The sequence below is a fragment of the Corynebacterium sp. HMSC075F02 genome, assembly GCF_001838335.1.
Taxonomy (GTDB): Bacteria; Actinomycetota; Actinomycetes; order Mycobacteriales; family Mycobacteriaceae; genus Corynebacterium; species Corynebacterium jeikeium_D.
Genome location: NZ_KV836310.1, coordinates 118,064 through 143,289, shown reverse-complemented (window position 1 = coordinate 143,289; position 25,226 = coordinate 118,064). Strand labels below are relative to the sequence as shown.

General features: G+C 60.9%; 26 protein-coding genes and 1 tRNA gene. 19 read left to right on the top strand and 8 right to left on the bottom strand.

All coding sequences use genetic code 11. The features are described 5' to 3' along the window. Positions 1-213: 213 nt before the first annotated feature. A tRNA-Pro gene (locus HMPREF2920_RS04425) sits at positions 214-290 on the bottom strand. 141 nt (positions 291-431) lie between these two features. After that, positions 432-1,367: a metallophosphoesterase gene (locus tag HMPREF2920_RS04420; protein WP_070546333.1), complete on the bottom strand. Its 936-nt coding sequence runs from the start codon at positions 1,365-1,367 to the stop codon at positions 432-434. A gap of 39 nt (positions 1,368-1,406) precedes the next feature. On the opposite strand from HMPREF2920_RS04420, the gene HMPREF2920_RS04415 reads away from it, so the two are divergent. Continuing rightward, on the top strand, positions 1,407-1,868 hold the full coding sequence (locus HMPREF2920_RS04415; RefSeq protein WP_016421920.1) for a GatB/YqeY domain-containing protein: 462 nt from the start codon (positions 1,407-1,409) through the stop codon (positions 1,866-1,868). A 61-nt stretch (positions 1,869-1,929) separates the two neighbouring features. Here HMPREF2920_RS04415 and HMPREF2920_RS04410 read toward each other — a convergent pair whose 3' ends face one another. After that, positions 1,930-4,338 (bottom strand): transglycosylase domain-containing protein, encoded by a 2,409-nt coding sequence (locus tag HMPREF2920_RS04410; protein ID WP_070606860.1) that lies wholly within the window; start codon positions 4,336-4,338, stop codon positions 1,930-1,932. A gap of 370 nt (positions 4,339-4,708) precedes the next feature. Here HMPREF2920_RS04410 and HMPREF2920_RS04405 point away from each other — a divergent pair, with 370 nt between their 5' ends. The 4 genes from HMPREF2920_RS04405 (at position 4,709) to HMPREF2920_RS04395 (ending at position 6,867) form a co-directional block, all read left to right on the top strand. Continuing rightward, a complete protein-coding gene (locus HMPREF2920_RS04405; RefSeq protein WP_005511664.1) occupies positions 4,709-5,071 on the top strand; it encodes a WhiB family transcriptional regulator in 363 nt (120 codons plus the stop codon). A gap of 71 nt (positions 5,072-5,142) precedes the next feature. Next, positions 5,143-5,304, top strand: a complete 162-nt coding sequence (locus HMPREF2920_RS10710; RefSeq protein WP_005511670.1) for a Sp36 family protein — start codon at positions 5,143-5,145, stop codon at positions 5,302-5,304. A 135-nt stretch (positions 5,305-5,439) separates the two neighbouring features. Continuing rightward, positions 5,440-5,916, top strand: a complete 477-nt coding sequence (locus HMPREF2920_RS04400) for a RidA family protein (RefSeq protein ID WP_070854037.1) — start codon at positions 5,440-5,442, stop codon at positions 5,914-5,916. 135 nt (positions 5,917-6,051) lie between these two features. After that, positions 6,052-6,867 (top strand): MBL fold metallo-hydrolase, encoded by an 816-nt coding sequence (locus HMPREF2920_RS04395; RefSeq protein WP_070841442.1) that lies wholly within the window; start codon positions 6,052-6,054, stop codon positions 6,865-6,867. Positions 6,868-7,492: 625 nt separating this feature from the next. Here HMPREF2920_RS04395 and glxR read toward each other — a convergent pair. Continuing rightward, entirely contained in the window at positions 7,493-8,176 is a 684-nt protein-coding gene (gene glxR / locus HMPREF2920_RS04390; protein WP_005511668.1) for a CRP-like cAMP-activated global transcriptional regulator GlxR, read from the bottom strand. Positions 8,177-8,796: 620 nt separating this feature from the next. Here glxR and nth point away from each other — a divergent pair. The 4 genes from nth to HMPREF2920_RS04370 are packed head-to-tail and all read left to right on the top strand — an operon-like array spanning position 8,797 to position 12,449. Continuing rightward, the gene (gene nth, locus HMPREF2920_RS04385; RefSeq protein ID WP_371326367.1) at positions 8,797-9,624 is read left to right on the top strand and encodes an endonuclease III; all 828 of its coding nucleotides are present in this window, start codon (positions 8,797-8,799) and stop codon (positions 9,622-9,624) included. 16 nt (positions 9,625-9,640) lie between these two features. Further along, positions 9,641-10,402: a TlpA family protein disulfide reductase gene (locus tag HMPREF2920_RS04380; protein ID WP_070854036.1), complete on the top strand. Its 762-nt coding sequence runs from the start codon at positions 9,641-9,643 to the stop codon at positions 10,400-10,402. After that, positions 10,399-11,256 carry an NUDIX hydrolase gene (locus HMPREF2920_RS04375; RefSeq protein WP_049171082.1) on the top strand — a complete coding sequence of 286 codons (858 nt, stop codon included), beginning with the start codon at positions 10,399-10,401 and terminating at the stop codon, positions 11,254-11,256. Before HMPREF2920_RS04380 ends, HMPREF2920_RS04375 begins: the two co-directional genes overlap by 4 nt. Continuing rightward, positions 11,253-12,449, top strand: a complete 1,197-nt coding sequence (locus HMPREF2920_RS04370; protein ID WP_070854035.1) for a MarP family serine protease — start codon at positions 11,253-11,255, stop codon at positions 12,447-12,449. The genes HMPREF2920_RS04375 and HMPREF2920_RS04370 overlap by 4 nt, the downstream gene beginning before the upstream one ends. Positions 12,450-12,531: 82 nt before the next feature. Here HMPREF2920_RS04370 and HMPREF2920_RS04365 read toward each other — a convergent pair whose 3' ends face one another. After that, entirely contained in the window at positions 12,532-13,509 is a 978-nt protein-coding gene (locus HMPREF2920_RS04365) for an alpha/beta fold hydrolase (RefSeq protein ID WP_070549773.1), read from the bottom strand. A gap of 94 nt (positions 13,510-13,603) precedes the next feature. Then, positions 13,604-14,104: a phage holin family protein gene (locus tag HMPREF2920_RS04360; protein WP_016421928.1), complete on the bottom strand. Its 501-nt coding sequence runs from the start codon at positions 14,102-14,104 to the stop codon at positions 13,604-13,606. Between the two features lie 204 nt (positions 14,105-14,308). Here HMPREF2920_RS04360 and HMPREF2920_RS04355 point away from each other — a divergent pair, with 204 nt between their 5' ends. Further along, entirely contained in the window at positions 14,309-15,286 is a 978-nt protein-coding gene (locus HMPREF2920_RS04355) for a Fic family protein (protein WP_083304795.1), read from the top strand. Between the two features lie 24 nt (positions 15,287-15,310). Here the strand turns inward: HMPREF2920_RS04355 and HMPREF2920_RS04350 are convergent, their stop codons facing one another. Beyond that, on the bottom strand, positions 15,311-16,192 hold the full coding sequence (locus HMPREF2920_RS04350; protein ID WP_070546340.1) for an HAD family hydrolase: 882 nt from the start codon (positions 16,190-16,192) through the stop codon (positions 15,311-15,313). Positions 16,193-16,859: 667 nt separating this feature from the next. Between HMPREF2920_RS04350 and HMPREF2920_RS04345 the strand changes: the two genes are divergently transcribed. From HMPREF2920_RS04345 to HMPREF2920_RS04315, 8 genes are all read left to right on the top strand, one after another. Further along, complete coding sequence (locus tag HMPREF2920_RS04345) at positions 16,860-18,260, top strand: CpaE-like family protein (RefSeq protein ID WP_246815966.1); 1,401 nt, start codon at positions 16,860-16,862, stop codon at positions 18,258-18,260. Further along, a complete protein-coding gene (locus HMPREF2920_RS04340; protein ID WP_016421932.1) occupies positions 18,253-19,398 on the top strand; it encodes a TadA family conjugal transfer-associated ATPase in 1,146 nt (381 codons plus the stop codon). Before HMPREF2920_RS04345 ends, HMPREF2920_RS04340 begins: the two co-directional genes overlap by 8 nt. A gap of 66 nt (positions 19,399-19,464) precedes the next feature. Continuing rightward, entirely contained in the window at positions 19,465-20,355 is an 891-nt protein-coding gene (locus tag HMPREF2920_RS04335; RefSeq protein ID WP_070429254.1) for a type II secretion system F family protein, read from the top strand. Continuing rightward, positions 20,352-21,005, top strand: a complete 654-nt coding sequence (locus tag HMPREF2920_RS04330; protein WP_016421934.1) for a type II secretion system F family protein — start codon at positions 20,352-20,354, stop codon at positions 21,003-21,005. The genes HMPREF2920_RS04335 and HMPREF2920_RS04330 overlap by 4 nt, the downstream gene beginning before the upstream one ends. Positions 21,006-21,008: 3 nt before the next feature. Next, a complete protein-coding gene (locus tag HMPREF2920_RS10785) occupies positions 21,009-21,176 on the top strand; it encodes a hypothetical protein (RefSeq protein WP_155877871.1) in 168 nt (55 codons plus the stop codon). Positions 21,177-21,211: 35 nt separating this feature from the next. Then, positions 21,212-21,484: a DUF4244 domain-containing protein gene (locus HMPREF2920_RS04325; RefSeq protein ID WP_016421935.1), complete on the top strand. Its 273-nt coding sequence runs from the start codon at positions 21,212-21,214 to the stop codon at positions 21,482-21,484. Then, positions 21,477-21,830 (top strand): TadE family type IV pilus minor pilin, encoded by a 354-nt coding sequence (locus HMPREF2920_RS04320; RefSeq protein WP_016421936.1) that lies wholly within the window; start codon positions 21,477-21,479, stop codon positions 21,828-21,830. The genes HMPREF2920_RS04325 and HMPREF2920_RS04320 overlap by 8 nt, the downstream gene beginning before the upstream one ends. Then, positions 21,827-22,192: an Rv3654c family TadE-like protein gene (locus HMPREF2920_RS04315; RefSeq protein WP_016421937.1), complete on the top strand. Its 366-nt coding sequence runs from the start codon at positions 21,827-21,829 to the stop codon at positions 22,190-22,192. Before HMPREF2920_RS04320 ends, HMPREF2920_RS04315 begins: the two co-directional genes overlap by 4 nt. On the opposite strand, the gene HMPREF2920_RS04310 is transcribed toward HMPREF2920_RS04315, so the two are convergent. Next, positions 22,176-24,512 carry a DEAD/DEAH box helicase gene (locus HMPREF2920_RS04310; RefSeq protein ID WP_070549775.1) on the bottom strand — a complete coding sequence of 779 codons (2,337 nt, stop codon included), beginning with the start codon at positions 24,510-24,512 and terminating at the stop codon, positions 22,176-22,178. The two genes, HMPREF2920_RS04315 and HMPREF2920_RS04310, sit on opposite strands and share 17 nt — an antisense overlap. 315 nt (positions 24,513-24,827) lie before the next feature. On the opposite strand from HMPREF2920_RS04310, the gene HMPREF2920_RS04305 reads away from it, so the two are divergent. Continuing rightward, positions 24,828-25,031 carry a cold-shock protein gene (locus HMPREF2920_RS04305; protein WP_005511370.1) on the top strand — a complete coding sequence of 68 codons (204 nt, stop codon included), beginning with the start codon at positions 24,828-24,830 and terminating at the stop codon, positions 25,029-25,031. The last annotated feature ends 195 nt before the right edge of the window (positions 25,032-25,226 follow it).

The following is a 25,226-nucleotide window of genomic DNA, read 5'->3' as shown; positions in this document are numbered from 1 at the left end:
TCGGAAGGGAAGTGCCGGTAAATACCGTACGATATTGGCCTGGACATGCAAATCTTGAAACTACGGCGATTCACGCCACTTATTCGGGGATGGGAATCGACCTGGCAGCATATGAACGGATGAATAGGTGACAAACGGGTGACAGGATGCGCATAGAAAAACAGGCTGGCAATCCACACTTCTGAAAAGTGCAAATCACCAACCTGTTCTAAATGGTCGGGGTAGCGGGATTTGAACCCACGGCCTCTTCGTCCCGAACGAAGCGCGCTACCAAGCTGCGCCATACCCCGAGGCCACAGACACAAGCTAGAGCATAGCTCCAGCGCTGTGCTTGCGAGGACTTACTTTAGCCCGACGCCGAGCAAGAATGCAAAACGCCTGCTTAACGGGCTGTGTGTGGGGGGGGCACAGGCCCTGTCGCACCCTACGAACTACGAATCCCGCTCCACAACCTCAATCAAGGTCGCGGATGGGCGGCAGAACAGGCGCACCGGGGCGTAAGGGGAAGTGCCGAGGCCATTAGAAACGTGCAGCCACGTCTTCTCGGTCCAGCGCGACAGCCCCGAGGCCCGCGAGCGGTCGATACCGCAGTTGGTCACAATGGCCTTCCCTCCGGGCAGGCAGACCTGACCACCGTGGGTATGGCCGGAAAGCACCAGGTCGTAGCAGTCTTCCGCAAAAGCATCCAACACGTGGGGCTCCGGCGAGTGCGACAGGCCGATAGCGATGTCGGCATCCGCATTCGGGGCACCGGCAATCTGCGAATAGTCCTCCAACTCGTGATGAGGGTCATCCACACCGGACAGCGCCACCTTCACGCCACCCGCCACAAACTCCAGCCGGGCATGGGTGGCATCCTGCCAGCCGTGCTCGATAAACGCAGCGCGCATGCCGCGCCACGGCAGTTCGACGCGTGAGGGCTTGCGCTTCTTGCCTGTCAGGTACTTCAGCGGATTGACAGGCCGTGGCGCGAAGTAGTCATTCGTACCGAACACGAAGGCACCCGGACGGTTCAGTAGGGGGCCGAGCGCTGCGAGGACACTGGGGACGGCCTTGTCGCTGCCCAGGTTGTCGCCGGTATTAATCACCAGGTCAGGGTTCAGAGCATCGAGGCTGGCAACCCACTTCTGCTTCAACTTCTGGTCGGGGAGCATGTGGAAGTCGGAGACATGCAGAATCCGGAAAGGCTCACCCTCGCGCTTTCCCACCCGGGCGAGCGTGCCGGGTGCCAGCACGGGAACTTGCACACGGTGGAGTTTAAATGCACGCAATTCGATTTGGTTCGCGTAGAGGAACGTCGTCAAGCCAAGCGTGGCGAGAGCTGCGGCAGACCGCAGAATTTGGTTGGAAAAAGCGCGCGATGTCATGACAGAGACACTATCAACTACAGCGGTAATCTAGGGCGTATGAGTGAACTGAAGAACACAATTGTCTCCGATATGACCGCCGCGATGAAGGCCCGCGACAAGGAAACCGTTGCGGCGCTGCGCATGCTGAAGGCCGCCATCCAGACCGAGGAGGTTTCCGGCTCCAAGCACGAGCTCACCGATGACGAGGTGCTGCGTGTGATTGAGCGGGAGGTCAAGAAGCGTCGCGAGTCCGCTGAGATGTACGCCCAGAACGGCCGTCAGGAACTTGCCGACGCCGAACTCGCCGAAGCAGAGGTTTTCGCCCGCTACCAGCCGGAACAGCTTGACGACGACGCCGTGAAGAACCTCGTCGCGGAATCCGTGGCCGAGGTTGCTGGCGATGACGCGCCGAGCATGAAGATCATGGGCCAGGTTATGAAGGTGGCTAAGGAAAAGGCCGCTGGCCAGGTCGATGGCAAGCGGCTTTCCGAGGCCGTTAAGGCTGCCCTGCAGGGCTAGCGCGACCTTTCGCCGTTTTCCCTTTTCGGCGATAAGCGTTGGAGCTGCCTTCTAGGGCGAACTAGAACGGCAGCAGCGGAATCAGATCCCGCAAGCTCGGCGCTGGCGGAGTATTCGGACGAGGGAACTGCGGTAGCGGATCCGGCCGGTTCGTCGTCGAGTCCGGCCGCGGCGACGGTGCTGGCGGCGGGGTCGGACGGCGGGTGCCATCGGCCACGCGGATCGTGACGGTGCCACCCTTGAGTAGCAGCGGCGGCTGATCCAGCCCGACCACGATTCCTCGCGATTCGCCGGTGAGGGAGACTGTGCGTTCCTCTACCTTGTAGCCGGCCTTCTTAAGGGTCTCCCGGGCCTCGGCCTTCTGCATGCCCACCACATTCGGCATTTGGGTGATAGAGGTACCCAGTCCGTAGTCCGAATCCAGTGGTGGGAGGTTCTTTCCGCCATAGTCCTCGATGACCGGGCCGACTGCGCCGAACCATGTCCGCGCGGGCTCGCGACCACCAAAGAGGTTGCCGTTCGGGCACTGGCGCAGCGGCGACGTGCACAGCTCCGTGACAGTCGGGGTGTCGTTGTAGGCGTACACCGATCCGGCCAGGCCGCCGGTGAAGCCCAGGAATGCCGCGGACTGGTTCGACTCGGTGGTACCGGTCTTAGCCGCGACTGGACCTTCCCAATTCAGCTCTTTCGCGGCATCCTTCGCGGTGCCATCGGTGGCGTCATTGCTGAGCGCATTAGCAATCGCGTGCGCGACACCCGGCTCCACTGCCTGTTCGCACGGTGGCACATTCAGCTTGACCGCATTGCCCTTGGAGTCCGTGATCGACTCAATTGGAGAGGGCTCGCACCAGCGGCCATTGCTGGCCAGGGTGGCAGCGACATTGGACAGCTCAAGGTTATTCACCGCCGTCGGACCCAGCACGAACGAGCCGAGCTTATGCTCCGAGACATAGTCCGCCACCGAGGACTCGCCATCAAAACTGCCCGGCTCCGTGTATGAGCGCATGCCCAGGCGTACCGCCATGTCCATCACGCCATCGACGCCGACCAGCTCCGAAATCTGAATAAAAGGAGTATTCGGCGATCGCGCGAGCGTCTCACGCAGTGACATCGACGGTGGGAAACTACCTACGTTCTCCACGCAGTACAGGCCCGGCGGGCAGCCCTCTGCGCCACCGGTGCCCAGCCCGGAGGCCTCATAACGACGCGGCACCGGGAAGTTGGTGTCAATACCCAGCCCCTTTTCCACCGCCGACGTCGCCGCGAAAATCTTAAAAATCGAGCCCGCGCCATTGCCCACCGGCGTAAATGGCTGCGGCTGCACGGTCTGCATTTGTTCCGCATCGAGGCCGTATACGCGTGACGACGCCATCGCGAGCAACTTCCTGGAGTCATCCCCAGGCTCAAGCAAACTCATAACCTCGGCTGCGCCATCCGCAGTCGGTGAGGCCTGCTGACGCAGAGACTCCTGCACGCTGTCCTGCACACGCGGGTCCAGTGTGGTCTTCACATGGAAGCCACCGCGCTTGAGCTTCTCGGTCTCAATACCGTGGTTCTCCAAGTAGGAGACCACATAGTCACAGAAGAAACCGCGATCGCCCGCCGCGATACAGCCCTGCGGCAGGCGCTGAGGCTCCGGGAGGATGCCGAGATCAGCTGCCTTGGCGTCCTGAGCCTCCTGCGGGCCGATTGCCCCCGTGGATTCCATAGCCGCAAGCACGTCGTTACGCCGTGCATGCGCACCTTCCGGATTCGTATACGGATCGAGCCCGGAGGACTGCTGAACCATGCCCGCGAGCAGAGCGGCCTGCGGGACATTCAGATCCGACGCGGGAATGCCGAAGTATGTCTGAGCTGCAGCTTCCACACCGAAAGCGCCATTGCCGAAGGGGACCAAGTTCAGGTACTTAGTCAGAATCTCGTCTTTCGTCAGCTCATCTTCCAGGTCCAACGCGATGCGAATCTCGCGGATCTTGCGACCATAATCCGTGGCAGTAGCAGCGCGGCGCTCCGACTCCGACTCTGCGTCCACCAGCAGCGTGTGGTTCTTAATCAACTGCTGCTCGATTGTGGAGGCACCTTCCTGCACCGACTGAGACATGAAGTTCTTTACCGCCGCACGAGCAGTGCCCTTCCAGTCCACACCAGAGTGCTCATAAAAGCGCCTATCCTCCACGCTGACCAGCGCATCCTTCATAGCTGGCGAGATGCGTTCCGACGGCACATTAAACCGCCGCTGATCATAGAGCCACGCAATTGGCTGATCATTACGATCCGTAATAGTGGTGACCCCCGGTGCGTCCTTAGAAATCACCGACCGCGACGCCGACGCGAATTCATCAGCCGTGCGCGCGACGAGGTAGGCCGAGCCGCCCACAAGAGGAAAGAGGGCGCTGGCCACAATCAACGCAGCCAACACAGTGGCAACGGAGAGCTTGAACAGCGTCGAACCTTTATTCACAGCAATCACACTACAAGGTAGGGCGGATTGAGCCGAAGTGAGTTTTCGAAAATCCGCCTAGAGGCATGCCCGGCGAGCCCAGAAAAACGCCTGGCGAGCGGAGGAGGATCGCTACGAGCGCTCTTACAATACCGGGCAAGTCATCGTGGGGTGGTTTCTGGAAAAAGATTTTCATAGTGACACAAATCACCCCCGTGCTTTTGTTGGAAAAAGTTGCCCCACCTGCATTGTTGTATTTAGAGCTGCGCCACGTCCACCCTCCCAGTGTGACCCAATCGACATTATTTGGGTGGTGTGAATAGACTTACAACAAAATTTCAGCACTATTTAGTTGAAACTATTTCGAAATAACGAAAATCGCAGGCACGAGGAGGCTACAATGACCGCCACGATTCCCGATCGCAACCGCACTGCTACTACTCCAGACTACGAGCTCGGTGTAGAGAGCTTCCGCGATCGTCAGGAGTGGGTCCCGCGCGCTAAGTGCCGCGATATTGACCCGGATAAGTTGTTCGTTCGCGGCGCCGCACAGCGCGAAGCCGCAGTTATCTGCCGCCATTGCCCAGTGGTTCTGCAGTGCCGTGCCGACGCTCTGGATAACCGCGTCGAGTTCGGCGTCTGGGGTGGCCTGACCGAGCGTCAGCGCCGCGCAATGCTGCGCGAGCACCCGGAAATTACTTCGTGGGCCGACTTCTACGCTGAGCAGTACGCAGCTCAGCGCAAGGCAAAGCTGGCTAAGTAAAAACCGAACTTAAATCGAAGTAAAACTAAACCCCCAGCGCGCGAGGCTGGGGGACAGATAAAGTAGCTTCCATGACTACTAAATGGGAATACTTCACCGCACCGCTGCTCATTCACAACACCAAGGCCATCCTGGACAACTTTGGTGAGGACGGCTGGGAACTCGTCACTGTTCTCCCGGGCCCGACCGGCGAAAACCACGTCGGTTACTTCAAGCGCCCGAAGGCTGACTAATTACCTCGGTGTCTAGCACCTAACTAACAACGGCGGTTGTGCTTTCGATTGGCAGCTGACTAACAGTTGGCTGCCATCTTTCTTTGGCCGGCTTTATTCGCCGGGCCCCAGTCGCCGTGGAAAGGCTTAACTCAAATGAGCAACTCTGAATCTCGCACTCCTTCCCAGGCCCTCGAGGACCTGGGGCTTACCCTGCCTGCAGTTGCCGCGCCAGTTGCGGCCTACGTACCCGCAACGCGCACGGGCAACCTCGTTTTCACCTCCGGTCAGCTCCCATTCGTTAACGGCGAGCTCACCCACGTCGGCCACGTCGGCTCAGAAGTCACTGCTGAGGAGGCCAAGGAGGCAGCCCGCACCTGCGCCCTCAACGCTTTGGCCGCAGTCGATGCTGAGGTTGGCCTGGACAACGTCACCCGCATCGTGAAGGTCGTCGGCTTCGTCAACTCCGCCGCCGGATTCACTGGTCAACCGGGCGTTATCAATGGAGCCTCGGAACTCTTCGGCGACGTCTTTGGCGAACGCGGCCAGCACGCTCGCTCGGCAGTGGGTGTGAATCAGCTTCCGCTGGACGCTCCCGTGGAAGTCGAGATCATCGTTGAAGTAGCCCAGTAGCTGCTGTGTTTGCTGCCGTGAACAGCGGGAATGTTGCGTTCTCCGGGGCGTCGTAAAGCGTGCTTACACCCAAATGAGCCGAATTGGACGACGTGGCGCGCTCCCCGGATTGCGCAACCACGTAGGATAGAGGACATGGAGCATCCTGCGTATAGCCAACTGCGTCAGATTTCTCAGTCTGTGGGCGTCGTTCTGTGCCCGAACCCCAGCTACTCTTCGCTGGAGGGTACGAACTCCTACGTTATTAAGGCTGAGGGGGATAGCCGCAGCATTGTCATCGATCCGGGTCCGGAGGACGAGGGACACCTGAACGTCCTGCAGCGTTATGCCGGCGACGTTGCGTTGATTCTGCTGACGCACCGTCATGGCGACCATGCTGATGGCGCCGCACGTTTCCGCCAGCTCACCGGCGCGCCGATTCGTGAGCTGGAATCTCAGTACTGCGCGGGAGGTCAGGATCCGCTTATCGACGGCGAACGTATCGTCCTCGACGGAGTGACTCCGCAGATTGAGGTCGTGGCAACCCCTGGTCACACCGCTGATTCCGTCTGCTTCTTCATCCACACTGGTGATGGCGAGGACGATGTTGAAGGCATCGTTACCGGTGACACGATCGCTGGCCGCCACACCACTATGATCTCGGAGACCGACGGCGACCTGGGTAAGTACATGGAAACCCTGAAAATGCTGGATTCGCGCGGCAAGGGTGTTCGTCTGCTGCCTGGGCATGGTGCTGACCTGCCGGACATCACTGTGATGACGCAGAAGTACATTGAGCGTCGTAAGCTGCGCCTTCAGCAGGTGAAGGATGCCGTTGCCAAGCTGGGCGACGAAGCTACGGTCGACCAGATTGTGGATGAGATTTACACCGATGTCGATCCGGTGCTGCGCCATGCTGCTGAGCAGTCGACTCGTGTGACCCTGCGCTACTTGCGCGATCACGGGGAGTAATTGCTGGGCTTTGGCTTCGGCTTCGGCTTGGGCTTCGGCTTGGGCCAGTTGCTGGGCTGGTCTGGGCTGGGCTTAATTGAGGCTAGGCTGAAGCCGAGCTTGAGTGAAGCTGAGCTTGACTCACCGCATGAAAAGAGCGTGTGACCTGCAATTTTGCGGGTTGCGCGCTTTTTGTTTGGGGTAGTGCTGGTTGGGGTGGGCTAGTGCCGGTTGGGTGGGTTGGCCTCGTCGGGGCCAGCTCAATCACTTATCGATGAGGTATCCACTTGTCGATGAGCTATAGCGCGCGCACAAGTGAACAGCGCATCGATAAGTGATTGATGCAAGGAGAAATCGGTGAATGGTGCATCGATAGGTGCCGGGAAAGCATCGATAAGTGGCAGAAAAGCATCGATAAGTGCGCCAAACTTGGCCGGCATGCCAGGTCAGCATGGCAGGCCGGCATACCAGGTCAGCATGCCAGGCCAGCGGGGGAAGACAACAAAAATCCCGCGAGCCTCATGCGTTTCATGTGCTCCTACGGGAACCGAGGATCCAAAAGCAGAGGCTGCGGGATGTGAGTCGTTTGGGCAGCGCCGCAAGCGCCACAAGCTAACGTGCGCCACAAGCTAACGTGCGCAACAAGCTAACGTGCGCGGCGGGCCAAACGCTCCGTATCGGAGATGAGCACGGACTTGCCCTCAAGGCGAATCCAGCCGCGGTGGGCGAACTCTGCCAGAGCCTTGTTCACGGTTTCCCGGGAGGCGCCGACGAGCTGTGCGATTTCCTCCTGAGTCAGGTCGTGGTTCACGCGGAGAGCAGAACCTTCCTGAACACCGAAGCGATTGGCCAGCTGAAGCAGGGACTTAGCAACGCGACCAGGGACGTCGGTGAAAATGAGGTCAGCCAGTGAATTGTTGGTGCGGCGCAGACGGCGGGCCAGCATGCGCAGCAGCTGAGCTGGAACATCAGGGTGCGAACCAACCCATTCCTGCAGCTGATCGGCACTCATGGACGCGGCGGAAACTTCGGTGACGCAGACCGCCGAAGAGGTGCGCGGGCCCGGGTCGAAGATGGAGAGCTCGCCGAACATGTCGGACGGGCCCATGATGGTCAACAGGTTTTCACGACCGTCGGCTGAGCGACGAGCCAGCTTCACCTTGCCATCAATAATGATGTAGAGCCGATCGCCCGGCTCACCCTCATTGAAGATGGTGGTTCCACGCGGGAAGCGAACCGTCTCGAGCTCGCCGAGCAAGGCCTGCACAGCCTCCTGGTCGACTCCCTGAAATACACCGGCCCGGGAGAGAATCTCCTTGACGTCATCCACGGTAAAATTCTCCTGTCTTTGGCCACTAACCACCGTAAATACAGGCCAGCAGCCGCCAAATTAGCACTCGACTACAGATTGCAGTGGCCAAACAGGAAGAGAAACTACCCCGTCCCACTAGTCCCACTACTTTCGGTCTTTCCCGGTAACGCCGCTGCCAGCTTTCAAGGCAGGTTCATCCCTGGGCGAATTTCACGACAAATCGCCTCTACAGATGCATCCCAAAACTACGCCGTCACCAAGATGTGATAAGCACCACTGTAGCAAAAGAGCCACTGCGCCTGTGGGGAATTCTGGTGAAAAGCCGCTGAACTGTGTATTTATAACTAATAATTCGCTAACGGTGTTCCAAGATGTGGTGGGGCATGACTTCTTTGGTTTTTGACCGAATATGCCCGAGCTGCTACCGGTTCCATCCGCATCCCGGACGAATCGAAGGATTCGGCCCGCGAAAGGTGCGCACGCGAATTGCAATCCGGGGTAGCCGATACACTACGACCATGGATACGACCGGCAAGGCATCGTCGATAAGCAAGCACCAGATAAGCAAGCACCAGGCGACGAGCAAACCCCAACCCACGCACCCGCAGGGATCCCTGACGTCGAAGAAGCGTCGGGCGGTGGGGGCGCATCCGGCGGCGCGGGGGAAGGAGACGCGCCTGGGCATGGTGCGGCGTGCGCGGCGGATTAACCGCACGCTGGCGGTGGCGTACCCGAATGCGCACTGTGAGCTGGACTTTCGTAATCCGTATGAGCTCGCGGTGGCGACGATTCTGTCGGCGCAGTGTACGGACGTGCGGGTGAATATGACCACGCCGGCGCTGTTCGCTAGGTACCCCAGCCCTGCCGATTTGGCGGTTGCGAATCAGGAGGAGGTCGAGGAGCTCGTTCGGCCGACGGGTTTCTACAGGAATAAGGCTGCGAACATCATCGGTTTTGCGCAGGGGGTGATGGAGCAGCACGGCGGCGAGGTGCCGGGCACGTTGGAGGAGCTGGTGAAGCTGCCGGGCGTGGGGCGAAAGACGGCAAATGTGGTGCTGGGGAATGCTTTTGGGGTGCCGGGTTTGACGGTCGATACGCATTTTGGGCGTCTGGTGCGGCGCATGGGCCTCACGGAGCAGGAAGATCCGGTGCGCGTGGAACACGAGATGATGGAGGTGCTACAGCGCGCGGAGTGGACGTGGTTTTCGCATCGCCTGATTTTCCACGGTCGCCGGGTGTGCCATTCGCGCCGGGCGGCGTGCGGGGCGTGCTTCTTGGCGGCGGATTGCCCGTCGTATGGTGTCGCGGGTCCGGCGGAGCCGGAGACGGCGGAGAAGTTGATTAAGTCAGACGACAGGGAATGGCTTCTCTACCTGGCCGGTCTTAATGACGGCTACAGTGGGGAGAAACTTTCCGCGCTTGACGACGGGGATAGCGCGCGCAACACCACAGCGACACAGGACTAGTCGAGGAGCACTTTTCGTGAATGAGCAGGGCGGTCATAGTCACAATGGTGGCCACTATGAGGATCGGCAGGCGGACGTTAACCGTTCGGCATCGCTGATTACGCTGCTCATCGCGGGAGTTAGCATTGTGGGTCTGGTGATTTTCGCGATTGTGAATACCACTGGTGGCAATGACGAGGCCGATGGTGGTGGGACCGGATCTGGTGTGAGTGTCGGTGCGGATGGCGCTGGCAATGGTGATGGCGCTGGCAGTGATGGTGAAGTGGATGGTGCGTCGGCAGCGCCAGCGATGTCGAAGGATGAGATCGCGGCGGTAGCGGGTAGTGGCTCACTGACCGGTGTGCGCTTGCCGCTGTTGGCGGAGTCGGGAGACTCGGCAGGCCAGGACAACGAGGCTGGGCAAGTGGAACTGGTGGACATGGGGCAGGTCGTCGAGGGCAAGCCGACAGTGCTTAATGTCTGGGCGTGGAACTGTGCGCCGTGTCGCCAAGAGCTACCGCTTATTGAGCAATGGGCCAAGGACAATCCGGACGTGCAGGTGGCGACGGTGCATGCGGCTCGTGAGGCGGGGCGTGGCCAGGCCTTCCTGCAGGAAATCGGAGTGAAGCTACCGACCTACTCGGACACGGTCGACGTGGTCGGACCAGCGTTGAATCTACCGCGAGTTGTGCCCATTACCGTGGTGTTTAAGGCAGATGGCACAGTGGCGACCATTCATCCCGGTGAATTCACCGATGCGCAGCAGATTACTGATCTCGTGCGAGGTGCGTTGAAGTGACTAAGGGACAGTCGTGGAATCGCGACGCAAGCTCGGGGCTGTATCTGCCGAAGTGGTTGACCAATAGTTTGCCGCCGCATCTAGTCAGCGCTGATTACGGTGCGGCAGGCCACGCCAGCAGCGCCAGCCACGACGCAACAGACCACTCGGAGCAGAAGGTGGCCCGTCGCTCCGCTTCGTCGTCAAGCGTGAAGCGTGCGTTTGCGAAGTTGCGGCGAGACTCCTCGACGCAGGAGAAACCGTTGCGGAATCCGGCGCGGTCGGCGGTGTTGGTGCTGATCAGCGGTGATGCGGAGGCGCACCAACGGCCGGAGGATGCCAGCGTGGTGCTTACACACAGGGCGACAACCCTGCGTAAGCATGCAGGCCAGATGGCTTTTCCGGGCGGTCGTGTCGATCCCGAGGACGTGGATGAAATCGATACCGCGCTGCGTGAAGCCGAGGAAGAAACCGGCCTGAACCGAGAGACGGTGACACCGGTGCGGGTGCTGGACTCGATTGACATTTCGCGGACTGGCTTCGCGGTGAATCCGGTGTTGGCGTATTGGCATGCACCGCATCCGCTGCGTGTGGTCGACCCTGCAGAGACGGAATCGGTGCTCAATGTGCCAATTAGCCACCTGACGAATCCGGACAACCGCATGATGCTGGGCTATCACGGCTGGACAGGACCGGCATTTAAGGTTGGTGACTTCGTCGTTTGGGGCTTTACCGGCGGCGTGCTGTCCTACTTGCTAGACGTGGCCGGCTGGTCGGAACCGTGGGACGACACCAACGTGCAGAAACTTTTGCCGGTGCTCGCGCGTTCCGCTAATGGTGAAAATCTGTCCGTACTGAAGGGAGGCCGACGATGATGCCTGCAATCGCTGTGTTTGACGTTGCGCTGCTGGCGGTTTTCATTTTCGCGCTCGTCGTTGGCTGGCAGCAGGGCGCCGTCTCGTCGATTATGGCCATTTTGGGCGTTGTTCTGGGCTTGGTTATTGGTGTGCCCTTGGCGCCGCTAGCTATGGCGCAGGTCGAGAACCAGTCGGGAAAGGTTCTCTTGGGCCTCGGCACGGTGATTCTGTTGGCGTTGATTGGTCATGCGGTGGGAACAGTGGCAGGGCAGTCGCTGCGGAATACCATTCGCTCGCCGTTGGCCGTCGGCCTGGATTCGAGCCTCGGTGCCATCGTGCAGTCCGTGACTGCGCTGGTAGTGACATGGATGATCGCCGTACCCCTGGCCACCGCCGTGCCCGGGCAGTTCGCCGACTGGGTACGTGAGTCCAAGGGCATGAACCTCATTGACCAGGTCGCGCCCGACGAATGGAGCGACGGCTTCAGTGGCATCCTCCGTCAGCTTCGCGATGATGGAATGCCCGCCATCGCTCCGCCATTCGGCTACAAGCAGAACGTCCCCGATGAACCCGCCGACCCCAATGTGATTTCACAAGGTGTCGTCGACAGTATTCGACCGTCCATCGTCCGCGTCTTGGGCGAGGCCCCGCAGTGCGAACGTTTGCTGCAGGGTACTGGCTTTGTCATTGCGCCGGATCTGATTCTGACCAATGCGCATGTGGTCGCCGGCGCCACCACTGTTCGGCTGGAAACCGTGGTCGGCATGGCTGACGCGAACGTCGTGCACTACGATCCGCTTGACGACGTCGCCCTGCTCAGAACCACCGACCTGCCCCTGGAGCCCATGCAGTGGGCGGATCAGGAAGCTCGTCCGGGCGATGACGCGGTAGTGCTGGGCTTTCCCGAGTCCGGCCCCTTTAAGGCCACACCTGCGCGCGTGACGGAGAACATCATTATTCGAGGCCCGGATATTTATTCGTCGACTCGACACGAGCGCCAGTCCTATGTTCTGAAGGCGGATGTGCGCCACGGCAACTCGGGCGGCCCACTGATTACGCCGCAGGGCCAGATCCTGGGCTTGGTCTTCGGTGCCGGTGTGAACAATGACCAGACTGGTTACGCGCTGACGCACGCCGAGGTCCAGCCACACATCGATGAGGCGATGAATAACTACGGGGCCATCGGCACGCAGCAGTGCGTGGCGGGGTAAGCGGAAAGTTGTGTGTCTGTGGACAGGTCAGCCCCAGCCGCAACCGCAGGAGAGTTCCGGCTAGCTTCAGCCGAGCCGAAGCCTAAGACCCCTCCGGCAACCAGTCCAAGTGATCCCTGATTGCCTGCACCACAGCCTGAGGTTTCTCTGCCGGCAGGAAGTGCCCACAATCCGGCACAACGCGCACGTGACTCGAGCTGAGCTCCACTAGCGCACGTGGGGTACGAGTGTCCTGCTCGCCGACGAGCAGCACCGTGTGCTCATCGCTTTTCGACGGGCCCTCCATCGCACTCAACCACTTGCGGAAAGCGGCCGGAGCCGGCCGCGTCCACCAATTCATGTGAGCCAGTGCAGGACGGAGTGCACCACTGGCCAGGCTATCGGTCATGAGTTCCGCGGTCTGTTTCCCCGCGGGGGTCTCGGCGAACCCCTCCCCGGCGGTGGACATGGACTCGCGCACGATGCGCTCAATGAGCCGCTGCTGGCGAGCCTCAGCCGCCTGCGTGCTGAACTTATTGCGACGCAACTGCGGTACCCGTGGCCGCGAGTCCCACCACGAACGGCGCAGCAGAGGAGCCAGGCTACTGCGGAAGTCCTCCGACCACGGGCTCTTCAACTGGTTCAGCCACACTTTCGGATGTGCAGCACCACAACCAATAATTCCGGAGACAAGATTGGGCTGCCGCGAAGCCAACGTCCACGCCACCCAGGTGCCGAACCCCTGACAGACCAGCAGCGCGGTCGAATGCCCCAACGAGCGAATCGATGAGGCGATGTCCTGGGCCGCCTCAAACGGATCGTAGCCTTGCGGTGTTCGGTCGGACTGACCGTAGCCACGCATAGAAATAGCCACAGCGTGCACGGGGAGGGGATCGCCCGAGTCGTCGTTAAGCAGCGGCAAAACCTCGCGCCATTCAAACCAACCGCCAGTCGAGCCGTGAATAAACAACACGAGCGGATCGGAGGGGCGGCCGCACTCGGCGATGTGTAGGCGCTGGCCGCGGACGTGAATGAGACGATGACGCCAGGGGCCAGTGAGAGAATCGCGGAGGGAGGTCATGAGGGGAAAATACCTTATCCGAAGGGCTTAAACCGGGACTGAATAAGACAAAAGGGCGAGACCAACAAAGTCCCGCCCAATTTCTTTCAAGCCTTTAGGTGTACATACCGTTCGACTGCGAAGACTTCTTCGCCGACCCCGACGGCACGACCCCCTTCAGCTCCTGCATCGACTCGATGGTCTTCTCCGGCTTGCGGATCGACTTGACCTTCTTCAGACCCAGCAGTGCTGCAACACCGGCGATGACCAGCATCAGAACGAAAACGATGAGGAACGCAGCCCAGGTTGGCAGCCAAACATCCAGCAGCCAGCCGAGGAAGAAGAAAAAGAAGAACGAGGAGTACAGCGCGACGACGCCGGCAACCGCGAAGAAGCCACCGCCAACTGCGCCCTTCTTAGCCTCGCCAGCAATTTCGGCCTTGGCCAGCTCAATCTCAGAGCGAACCAGAGCGGAAATCTGCGAAGAAGCATTAGACACGAGCTGGCCGACGCTAGCATCACCCGATGCGTTGCTATCCACATCACTCAGCGGGATAGCGGTAACACGCGGTTCGGTGCCGTCGGTAAAGAGACCCTTCGTATCGTCGTTGCTCACGTGTACTTCCTCCTACGCAGATGGTTGGAAAAGATGGTTTGGAACTTTAAAACTGCAGTTACAAACTGCCATACTACCTCTGATTGTGGGTAGGGCGCGCCATAAGGGCGAAAAAGCCAAGAACTCGTTGAAGTTTTTCTCATCTTTGACCATTTCTATATAAGTTTGTCACTTACTTAGCGGTGAAGAATTAGGGTGTGGGATATGAACAATCAGCCTGAGAACGTGCGTGGAGCCGATGGAGCTGGTGTCGGTGTCGGAAAGGGTGGCCTAGCTGGCATGAGCCTGGGTGTGTCCTCCGTGTCGGCGAAGAAGCGCGCAGAGCGTGAGGCAGCGCAGGCGAAGGCATCTGAATCGGGTGCCGGTGGCGCTGACAGTGCTCCCGCCGCTGCTATTCCGCAGCTTGACCCCAAGGACCCCCTCGCGCCCCTGTGGCAGCTCGACGGCGTTGCACACGCGGCTGATGTCGCGGCCAAGGCCATCCAGGCCGTCCATAGGCACAAGGCTAACCTGCGCAAGCACAACGTCACCGGCTCCGAGTCGGTCCTGCGTGGCGCTCGGGCATCGGCGTGGCTAGAAGGCGGCGAGCCATCGCTTCCCGACGACGGCAACATCACCGACCCCGTACTCGCAGCAGCCCTGCGGGTTGCCGACACCATTTCCCCGGAGTCAATTGGTGAGACCACCCGCGTGTGGCAGCGCGCTCCGCAGCAGGTGCTGGCCAAGTTTGCGTTGAACGCATCGCCCGCAGGTGAAACTGAAGACGGTTCCGAGGCGCGGATGAAGGCCGGCCGTCCGGTCGGTGACGACAAGCTCTCGTCTGCGATGAAGGAGCAGCGTCTGCACGTGCTCGGTGACTTCATCACTGGCCGCAGCCAGATTCATGCTGGTGTGCTCTCGGCGATTGTGCACGGTGAGCTGCTGACTCTGCGCCCCTTCGAGTATCACAACGGCATCATCGCCCGCGCCGCCTCGCGACTGACAACTGTCGCAACCGGCCTGGATCCGCGTGGCTTGGCCGTGCCCGAGGTCTACTGGACTCGCCACCGCCAGGAGTATGTCGAGGCCGCAGAGGGGTTTGCGTCGGGAAGCGCCGATGGCCTGCGTGCGTGGATTCTCCTGCACCTGGAGGGGCTGAAGGCCGGTGCCGTGGAAGCACGCGGTATCGCCGAAGCGGTGTAGGCAGGCCGGCTGCTGGATGGTGGGTTAGTCGGCCTTTGACTCGTCGTCATTTTTGCGCAGTGCCAACAACGTCGCACCCGCGCCAAGCGCCAGTGTGACGCCGGCAAGAATTGCAGCATTGCGTTTCGACGGCGCGCGAAACAGCGGGACGGGATTCCGGAATTGGCGCACAGGCCACTCACGTTCCGTCGCAATCTTGCGCAGAGCGCGATCGGGATTGACCACAACGGGATGGCCGACTGCAGACAGCATGGGCTCATCAGTGATGGAATCCGAGTATGCGAAGCATTCGGCCAGGTCGAACTGGTGCTTTTCCGCTATCCGACGCATCTGCACAGCCTTGTTTTCGCCTCGGCAGAAGAATTCCGTTTCACCCGTGAAGAGCCCATCGCGGATCTCCAGCTCGGTGGCCACCACGTTGTAGACACCGAGTGCCTGCGCAATGGGCTCAACAATCTGCCGAGCCGATGCCGAGATAATGAACACCTGATGCCCCTGTGCGCGGTGTTCACGAATGAGCTCCAATGCCTCGGCGTAGATGTACGGCGTGATGTTCTGCTCTAGGGTTTCGATGGCGACCTGGCGCAGCTCCCTGGCGCTGTGACCAGCGATAAGGGCGGAAAACTGCTCGCGGGTGGCCTCCATTTGCGCCTCATCGTGCCCCTGCGACATGTATAGGGCATGGCTGAGCGCCATTTGCAGCATGTCTGTCGGCGAAATGATGCCGCGCTCGAGGAATTGCTTGTTGAACGCATATGCCGAGCTCTTGGCAATAATGGTTTTATCCAGGTCAAAGAACGCAGCGACGCGAGAGTCAGCGGTGGCGGAGGCACCTTCCACGATGCGTGTGTCCGTAGAAGCGCGCGGCTGCGGCGTTGTTGAAGCCTTGTTCTCGCCGGTGTTCATAGACTCCGAGCTTACCCATGGATGTCGGGCTCGGGGAGAGCATTATGAGTGTTTAACTGCTGGGTGGGGAACTGGGGCGATTGGGGCGGTGGCGGTCGTGGGGGCTTGGCGGCGATTGGGGCGCGGCATTTCCTGGGCGCGATTAATCGAGGAAACGTGACATCGAACATATTGGGCATTAAATCCTTTGTAAGGTATTTGCAGATTCCTCGGGATATGTAATACTTGGACGTGGCTGGCCCCTTCTTGTTCTTTTTAGAAACAGACTGCGAGGCCGCCCCGGCTCAATCCCCCCCCCCCGAGCCGGTTAAAGACGCCTCGCGCCAATCCCCCCCCGGCGCGGGGCGTCGCCCCTTTTTGGCCCAATGTTGAGGGGTACGTAGTAAAAATTGCGGGCTGCAAATGTGAAACTGTATGAGTTTATGACACTTTCAAGTCATTTTTCGTGCCATTTTTGTCATAAACACAGTCACTAACTCGCATCGACCCAACGCCACCTGACATAAACGTAGTCACTAACTTGCATTGGTCAGGCCGCGCAGTAGCCATAAGGCAAAGGCGACATGGCGTTCTGCAGTTATCCACAGTCTGAAAATTATCCACAGACAGCGAGGTTTTGGCCCCTTGCGGGCATCATTGAATCCGCCCTGTAGTGCACGCTATGGCCATGGCAATCAAGAAACTGTCCATGGCTCAGCGAACCGAGGCTTCAGCAAATCCAGTAGTCAACGCCGTCGATGATGAGGCGCTGCGTGAAGAGGTTGCGCTCATAGTCGCTGCTACCGGTCGTGACTGTGTGCAGGAGACCGTGCCACCTGTGGCTGCAGCGTCAGTGGCCGCACAAACATTTGCTTCGCCGCCAGCATCACTATCATCATCAGCCCCAGAGCCTTCCCCATCGTCAGTATCGACAGGAGCGGGAGTTTCATCGGCCCTGTGGCGTCGGGCACCAGCGGTGTTCGTCGATGCACCGGCAGCCCGAAGATTAGCCGGACGGCCTCATAGTGAGGGAGCGATCTTTCTGGTCCGCAGTGATACTGAGGCGGAAGATGCGCAGGTAGCGGAGGTTTTAGCTCCTGTTTACAGCGCCAGTTTGCCCGCGGACAACGTCGATATTGTCGAGCTGCTCGGCCGTGGCGACGTACGCCCGGATGCTCCGAAGCCCTCCGATTGCCAAAACCGCTCGAACCACCTGAACCACCATCAGAACCCAGCGTCACCTGCCTTCGCAGACGTGATTACAGCACCGGGTACAGAACCCGTACCGAACGTGCCGGCAACTACAACCGATTCCACGGCAACGTGCCTGATGTTGGTTCCTGCGGTCGGCGGTGCCGGGGCTTCCATTGCCGCGGCGGCGAGTGCATTGGTTCTTTCCCGTGAAAGGCCCATCTGTTTGGTGGACGCGGACGTGCTCGCGGGAGGCATTGATCTGGTGCTCGGGATGGAAACGGAACCGGGATTGAGGTGGCAGGACTTCTCGGCTGCTGATGGTCGTCTCGACGGAGCGGCACTCTACGAAGCACTGCCATCCTGCCCGCGATCACCCGCTCTGAAAGTGTTGACGTGGACTCGCAGTCGCACGCCCGAGACGACTTACAACCACGCCTCGGCGAACAACAAATTCGACAGCGCCGACAGAACCGACAGGCCCGACGATGTCCGGCACATTGCCAGCACCATTAGTTGCCTTATTCATGCCGGAATTACGGTCATCGTGGACTGCCCGAAGCAGGTGGAGTACGTCACCACTCTCGGCGCACTTGCCGATGACACCGTCATAGTCCTGCCCACCTCCGTTCGAGCCATCGCAGCCGCTGGGCACTTGGCGAGCATCTGTGCACAGGCGGGGTTCACCCCAAATCTTGCAGTGAGGTACCAGCAGCACCGCGATATCAGTGTCGAAGAGGTGGAATACGCTCTCGACCTGCCTATTGTTGGTGAGATTGAGTACTGCAAGAAGGTAGCTCACGAGATAGATGTGGGCGGGCTCGCTGGAACCGTCGGCAAGCTGACGCGGGGATTGGAAGCGATGTTTGCCCTTGTCGGCGGTGGTGGCGATGGATGACGTCAGGCTGTTGGCGGCGGTGCGGACGGCGCTTGCGGAGCGGCCTGGGGTGGCATCGCATAGCGAGGTCGCCGACATCATTCGCGCAGAGACCTCGGGGGTTGTCTCCGATGTGAAGGTGCTGGAGATTCTACGCACGATTCGCGAGGAAACAGTGGGCGCGGGTGTGTTGGATGCGCTGTTGCGACGCCCGGGTGTCAGCGATGTGCTGGTCACCGCGCCGGGCGAGGTCTGGGTCGACGCCGGCAACGGACTGGAGCGCGCCGAGATTTCCTTCGCGGACGAGGGCGAGGTGCGCGCGTATGCGGTGCGGCTCGCGTCGCGGTGTGGACGAAGGCTTGACGACGCGCAACCCTGGGCAGACGGCCATATTCCTGGTGGTGTCGGCGGCTGTGGTGTGCGAGTTCATGCGGTGCTTTCCCCACCGTCGGCGACCGGCACTCAGATTAGCCTGCGGGTGCTGCGTCCGGCTCGTCGCGGACTTGCGGAGCTATGCGATGTCGGGCTATTTCCACCGAAAATTCTGCCGGTGTTGCGGGGAATCGTGGCGAGACAGCTGTCGTTTATTGTCGCCGGTGGCACGGGTGCGGGAAAGACCACGCTATTGGCGGCGATGCTCTCAGAAGTTAATCCTGACCAGCGCATTGTGTGTATCGAGGACACTCCGGAGCTGCAGCCTCAGCATCCGCATGTGGTGAAGCTGGTGACCAGGGCCGCCAACCTGGAGGGCGCCGGTGCGATTGGGCAGCAGGAGTTGCTGAAGCAGGCGTTGCGCATGCGTCCCGACCGCATTGTCGTCGGGGAGATTCGAGGCGCCGAAGTGGTGGATCTGCTGGCAGCGTTGAATACGGGGCATCGCGGTGGGGCGGGGACAATTCACGCCAACCGCATTGGGGATGTCGTGGCGCGCTTTGAGACCTTGGGGCTGATCGGTGGCCTTGGTCGCGCCGGGCTGCATGCGCAGTTGGTCTCGGCGGTGCAGGTGGTGTTGGTGGTCGAACGCGCTGATGTTCGCAGGCTGGCACAGATCGGGCTGCTACGCGGTAACCCACCGGAGGTGGTGGAGGTCTGGACTGCTCGGGATGGGCCTGGGCCGGGTTGGGAAGCGTTGCAGAAGTTGCTGGTCGGCGGGGAATAACCGGTGGAATACCCGATGGAATGACTAGAGGAAAAGTCAGGGGATTAGACGGGGAGATTAACAGCTATGGGGGAAGGGTTTAGCGTGGCGATGCTCATTGGGGGAGCGGCTGCGGCGGTCGCTATCTGGCCGGACAGCTCGGCGGCGGTGCGCTCGCGAGCACTGGCAGGCCGTGGCCGCGAGGTGTCCGGCGGGCTGAAGTGGTTGCAGCGCATGGTTGGACTTGGTGCTGGTTCCACGGGGTCGAGTGCAGTAAGCACTGGCAGTGCGAATCGAACTGCAGGACTATCAATCCTCATCGTTGCAGGCCCAGCACTCGTGTTGCTGTGGCTCGCCGGGATTCCAGGTGTCATAGCCGGGCTGTTGCTGGGTCGCACCGCAGGGGCAGTAGTGCGCGCTGTGGGGGAGAGGCGCTGTGAACGTCGGGAAGCGGACAGCGCTGCGGTAGCGCTGGAAACTTTGACCGCGCGGCTGCGCGCAGGAGCGGCGGCTTCACGAGCGCTCAACGCGGCAGCAGCGGAATTGCGCAGGTCAGGGGATGAGACTGTGTTGGCTGATCATCTCGCGCACGCGGCGCATCGCGCGAACTTCGCCGACCCGTGGGAGGGCGAAGAATCTTCGGAGCAACTGCGCCGGATTGGGCGTATGTGGACGGTGGCGCAGCAACACGGTCTGAGTTTGGCTGGGTTGCTGGACTGCGCGCGGGGTGATCTGCAGGCTCGTCAGGCGCATCGCTCACAGACGTCTGCCGCGCTGGCGGGACCGCGCATGACGATCGCCATCTTGGCATCGCTGCCGGTGTTCGGTTTGGTCATGGGGCAAGCTTTCGGAGCGTCCCCATTCGAGTTCCTCAGTCGCGGTATCGGAGGAATTGTGCTGGTCATCGGTGTCGGGCTGGTGTGCGCGGGCATCGAATGGGCGGTCGCCATCATCGATCGTGCGGAGGCCGGACAATGATTGCCGCCGCACTTCTCATCGCCGTCTACCTCTGCTTGCCGACGTTCAATCCCGTCCGCAGCCGACTGCCCGAATTGGTAGCCGAGTCGGATGCTCGTGTGCGAGGAGGCCTACGTCGACAGGTGACCAATCGGGTGTCGCAGATTGCCGCACAGGTGCGGGAACGTGTGCGAACTCTCATTGGAGGTGAGCGCATCAGCTCGGCTGTGCTGCTCGATGCCGCAGCGGCCCTCGACATCATTGGCGCTTGTTTGAGCTCCGGTATGCCGTTGTCACAGGCCATGGCAGCAGCTGCCGATGGTGCAAACCCTGAGCTGGCCGAGCCACTTCGACAGTGTTCCGCCAGGTTGTCCGTGGGCGCGCACTCCACTTGGGAAAGCCTTGCTGCCACACCCGCGCTCGTGCCCCTGGCGACAGCTGGGCGCCGAGCAAGCGAATCCGGCACCGTTCTGGCGCAGGCCTTGGAGGACACCGCTGCCATGTACCGCAGTCAAGCGCACGATGCGGCGCAAGCCGTCGCCGAAAAGGCTGGTGTCCTCATTGCCGGGCCGCTGGCGTTGTGCTTTCTACCCGCGTTTGTGGTGCTGGGTTTGGTGCCCACCATCGCTGGGCTTGCCGACGAAATGTTTGCAGGACTGATGCCGTCATGAAGCGTGGACACTTCTGCGCCAAGCCCCGCGCGCTGGCACGCGCCGGATGCAGTGCTGGTTGCGCTCTCAGCTGTGACTTCGGTTGTGCGCGTGGTCCGCCTGCCGCGCCGCATTCCAACACGCATCAACCCGCATCAACGCGCGTCAATGCACATCACACCTCACAACTGACCTGTCACTCGACATCCACACAGGGGGAAACACTCATGACCACTCAAAACTCCAACCATCCGACCAACCTTCCAACCAACTCTTCAACCAATCCGCTGACCGCTGCGCAGTCCCAGCTGCGCTCGTATTTGCACAAGCGTCTGCACGCTCTGGCAACTGAGGAAAACGGCATGTCAACCGTGGAATATGCTCTCGGAACTATTGCGGCCGCAGCTTTCGGAGCCCTGCTCTACACCGTCGTGACCGGCGGCGATATCACCCAGGCGCTCACCGATATCATCGAAAGGGCGCTCAACACCGATGTCTAGCCGCATCCGCTCTACGCTTCATCGCCTGTGCGTCGGCGACGAAGGCCAAACCACGGTAGAAACCGCTTTCGGTCTCGCGGCACTGGTCACGGTCATGGCCACGGCTCTGTCCGGGCTGGTCACCATCGCAATGTACCTAGGGCTTACCGACGCAGCCGGAGCCATCGCACGGGCTGAGGCACGGGGCGATGCGGAGACAGTAGCCGAGCTCCGCGCCGACGCAGATGGGCAGGTCGCGATATCGGAAACCTCCGGTACCGTGCGCGTGACCATTCGGCGCTCAGCGGGGCCATTTTCGCTGGAAGCACGCGCGGTTGCACTGCGGGAGAGAGCGGCATCGTCATGAGAAACGTGACAGCCCGCCTTCTCCGCGAAGAAGAAGGTTCCACCACAGTCGCAGCCGCACTGTTCATCGCCGCTTTCGTCGTTCTGACTTTGGTCGGAGTTACGGCCGGGGTGAGGGTGGTGCAGGCGCGGCAGGCAGCGGTAGCAGCGGATCTGGCCGCGGTGGCCGGCGCCGTGGCTGCGCAAGAGAGCGACGACGCCTGCAAAGCTGCGGGGTCAATCGCAAAAGCTAATCATGCACGCATTGTGGCCTGCGAGATTGATGGGGAGGACGTGCAGGTCAGCGTCCAACGAAAGGAGAGAAAAGCCACGTCCAGGGCAGGGCCGGTAGCGGTGGAGGATGCTGCTACTGGCCGTCGTTAAGCGCGCGCGACACCCCACTGAGCACCTTGATTGCGCCGGCCTTGTCCAGCGGATCGTTGCCATTGCCGCACTTGGGCGACTGGATGCACGATGGGCAGCCGGATTCGCACTCGCAGGCGGCGACGGCATCGCGGGTTGCGCGAATCCACTGAGCGAAGGCCTCGTAGCCACGGTCGGCAAACCCCGCACCACCAGGGTGCCCGTCGTACACAAAAACGGTGGGCTGCTGGGTATCGGCGTGCATGACCGTGGAAACACCGCCGATGTCCCAGCGGTCGCAGGTGGCAATCAGTGGCAGCATGCCGATAGCCGCGTGCTCGGCTGCGTGAAGAGCCCCCGGCGCGATGTCGGAGCCCACGCCCCAGGAGCGCAGGGTGGACTCGGGCATTGTGTAGGCCACGGCGCGCGTGACCAAACGCTGCGGAGGGTAGTCAAGTTCAACACTGTCGAGAATCTCGCCGGTATCCAGGCGACGAAGATAGGAGGTGACCTGGTGAAAGACCTCGACCTGGCAGGAAGCGACCTGTAGGCCCTGGTAGTGGCGCATATCGTCAACATCGAGGATGCGGATGGTGGTGTCCATGCGTGAGCTGGTGGAATAGCGCGGCTGCTCGGGGTGGACCAGGGCGACGAGGCTGTCGAAGTCCAGCTGGTCGACAAGGTAGGACTCGCCGCGGTGCAAGTAGACGGCACCGTCGTGAACCTGCTGCATCGCACGGCCAAGATCGATGGTGCCAAGCAGTCGGCCATCGGTCTGGTCGACGATAGCCACTTCCTGACCATCGCCGCCACGGACGTTCACGGCATCGTGAGCAGTGGCGATACGCGGCCCTTCATCGCGGTCGGTTGGGTAGTAGACGGGCTCTTGTCCTTCCCAGGTGCGCTTGCGCAACCATCCCGCGGCCACCATGTCTTCGGCTACGGGCATGGTTCCCCACGCTTGAAGCTGACTGGTGGTTACGGGTTTCTCCACAGCCGCGCAGTAGAGATGTGACCACACCACATGCGGGTTGCGGGGATCGAAGACGGTCTTTTCCACCGGCCTGCCCAGCAGTGCGGACGGGTTGTGGACCAAGTACGTGTCCATGGGGTCATCGCGAGCCACCAACACCACCAGTGCGCCCTGACCACGACGACCCGCGCGGCCGGCCTGCTGCCAGAATGAAGCGACCGTGCCCGGGAAACCGGCCTGTACCACCGCGTCGAGGCCGCCGACGTCAATGCCCAGTTCCAGTGCATTGGTGGTGGCCACACCTAGCAGGGTGCCGTCATCGAGCATGCGCTCGATGTCGCGGCGCTCTTCGGCCAGGTAGCCGGCGCGGTAAGACTCGATGCGCTCGGCGATATCGCTGCGGTGGCGCTTCTCCAGGCGCTCGCGCACGCCGAGCGCTACCTTCTCAGCACTGCTTCGCGAACGGGTGAAGGTCAGGGTGCGGGCGCCCTCGACAAGCAGGTCGGCCATGATATCCGCGGCCTCGGTCGGGGCGGGGCGGCGCACGGGTGCGCCGTTCTCGCCTTGGAGGTCGGGGAGCAGGCCGGGTTCCCACAGGGCGATAGTTCGCTCGCCGACCGGGGCGCCGTCTTCGGTGATGGCCTCGACAGGCTCGCCGATGAGGCGACGAGCCTGGTCAGCGGGGTCGTTGGTCGTCGCAGAGGCAAAAATCACGGTCGGCGAGGCGCCGTACTCGCGGGATAGCCGCAGGAGGCGACGCAGAATTTGGGAGACGTTGGCGCCGAACACGCCTCGATAGGCATGGCATTCGTCGACGACGATATAGCGCAGGTTGCGCAGCATCCGCGTCCATCGAACATGGTTGCCGAGCACCGAAACATGCAGCATATCGGGGTTGGTAAACACCCAACGGGCGTGGTCGCGGATGGCGCGCCGGGCGTCTTGTGGGGTGTCGCCGTCGTAAAGCGAAATCAGCGAACTCAGTGACGCCGGTGCCATCGCGCGTGCAGTGTCCAGCTGATCGGCGCCCAGCGCCTTGGTCGGGGAGAGGTACAGCGCGGTGGCCGCGGGGGTGGCGGACAGTTCTGTGAGCACGGGCAGCAGGTAGCCGAGCGATTTACCCGACGCCGTGCCCGTCGCGACGACGCAGTGCACGCCCTCGCGGGCGAGGTTCGCGGTTGTCGCCTGATGAGTCCACAGGTTCTCAATTCCGCGATCTACCAGCACTTCTCTCAGCCAACTTAGCACCCACTCAGGCCAAGGCGCAGTCACGCCAGCGCGTGCAGGAAGATCCGCAATGTGCGTCACCGTCGCCCGCGGATGCGCACGAATAACCGGCCCCAGCAGCTCCCGCCCAAACGACTCCACCGACACCACCCTTTCCTGTAAACGCGCACTTCATATGCTTGACGACGCTTCCTATCAGCCACATTCTCGCTATTCGACACCCCAGTTTCTCCGGACTCCGAACACGGGTTTACGGGGGTGGCAAGAAGCTGTTCCTAATCGGCGCTCGCGCCCCAAACGTGGCAGACTTTTTGAGTGTATCGCCCGCCAACGGGCACCCAGCAAAAACTCGCACGAGGCGAAAGGGTGCTTTGGCCGTGTTTACCCCATCGTGTGTGGCCGGATGTGCGTGGCGAATACTTGTTTTATCGAATCCTGAAGTTGGGAAGTTTTGTAATGGCACAGGGTACTGTGAAGTGGTTCAACTCGGAGAAGGGCTTCGGGTTTATCGCCCCAGCTGACGGTGGCAACGACGTGTTCGTTCACTACTCCGAGATCCAGGGCACTGGTTTCAAGACGCTGGAAGAGAACCAGGCAGTCGAGTTCGAGATTGGTGAGGGCCAGAAGGGTCCGCAGGCTCTGGACGTGAAGCCTCTGTAAGTCAACCGTTTCCGGGTTGAACTGGGCTTTTGCCTAGTCTGTCGCGCGGAGTTTTTGGCTTTTCAAGGCCCATGTTGTGTTCATGGGGTAAGCCTTGATTCTCCCACGCGGAAAGTAATTTCTGCGTGGGATTTTTGCATTTCTGGGGGCAGTGGGTCAATCCGAGTTACTGACTACGTTTATGACAAAAATGGC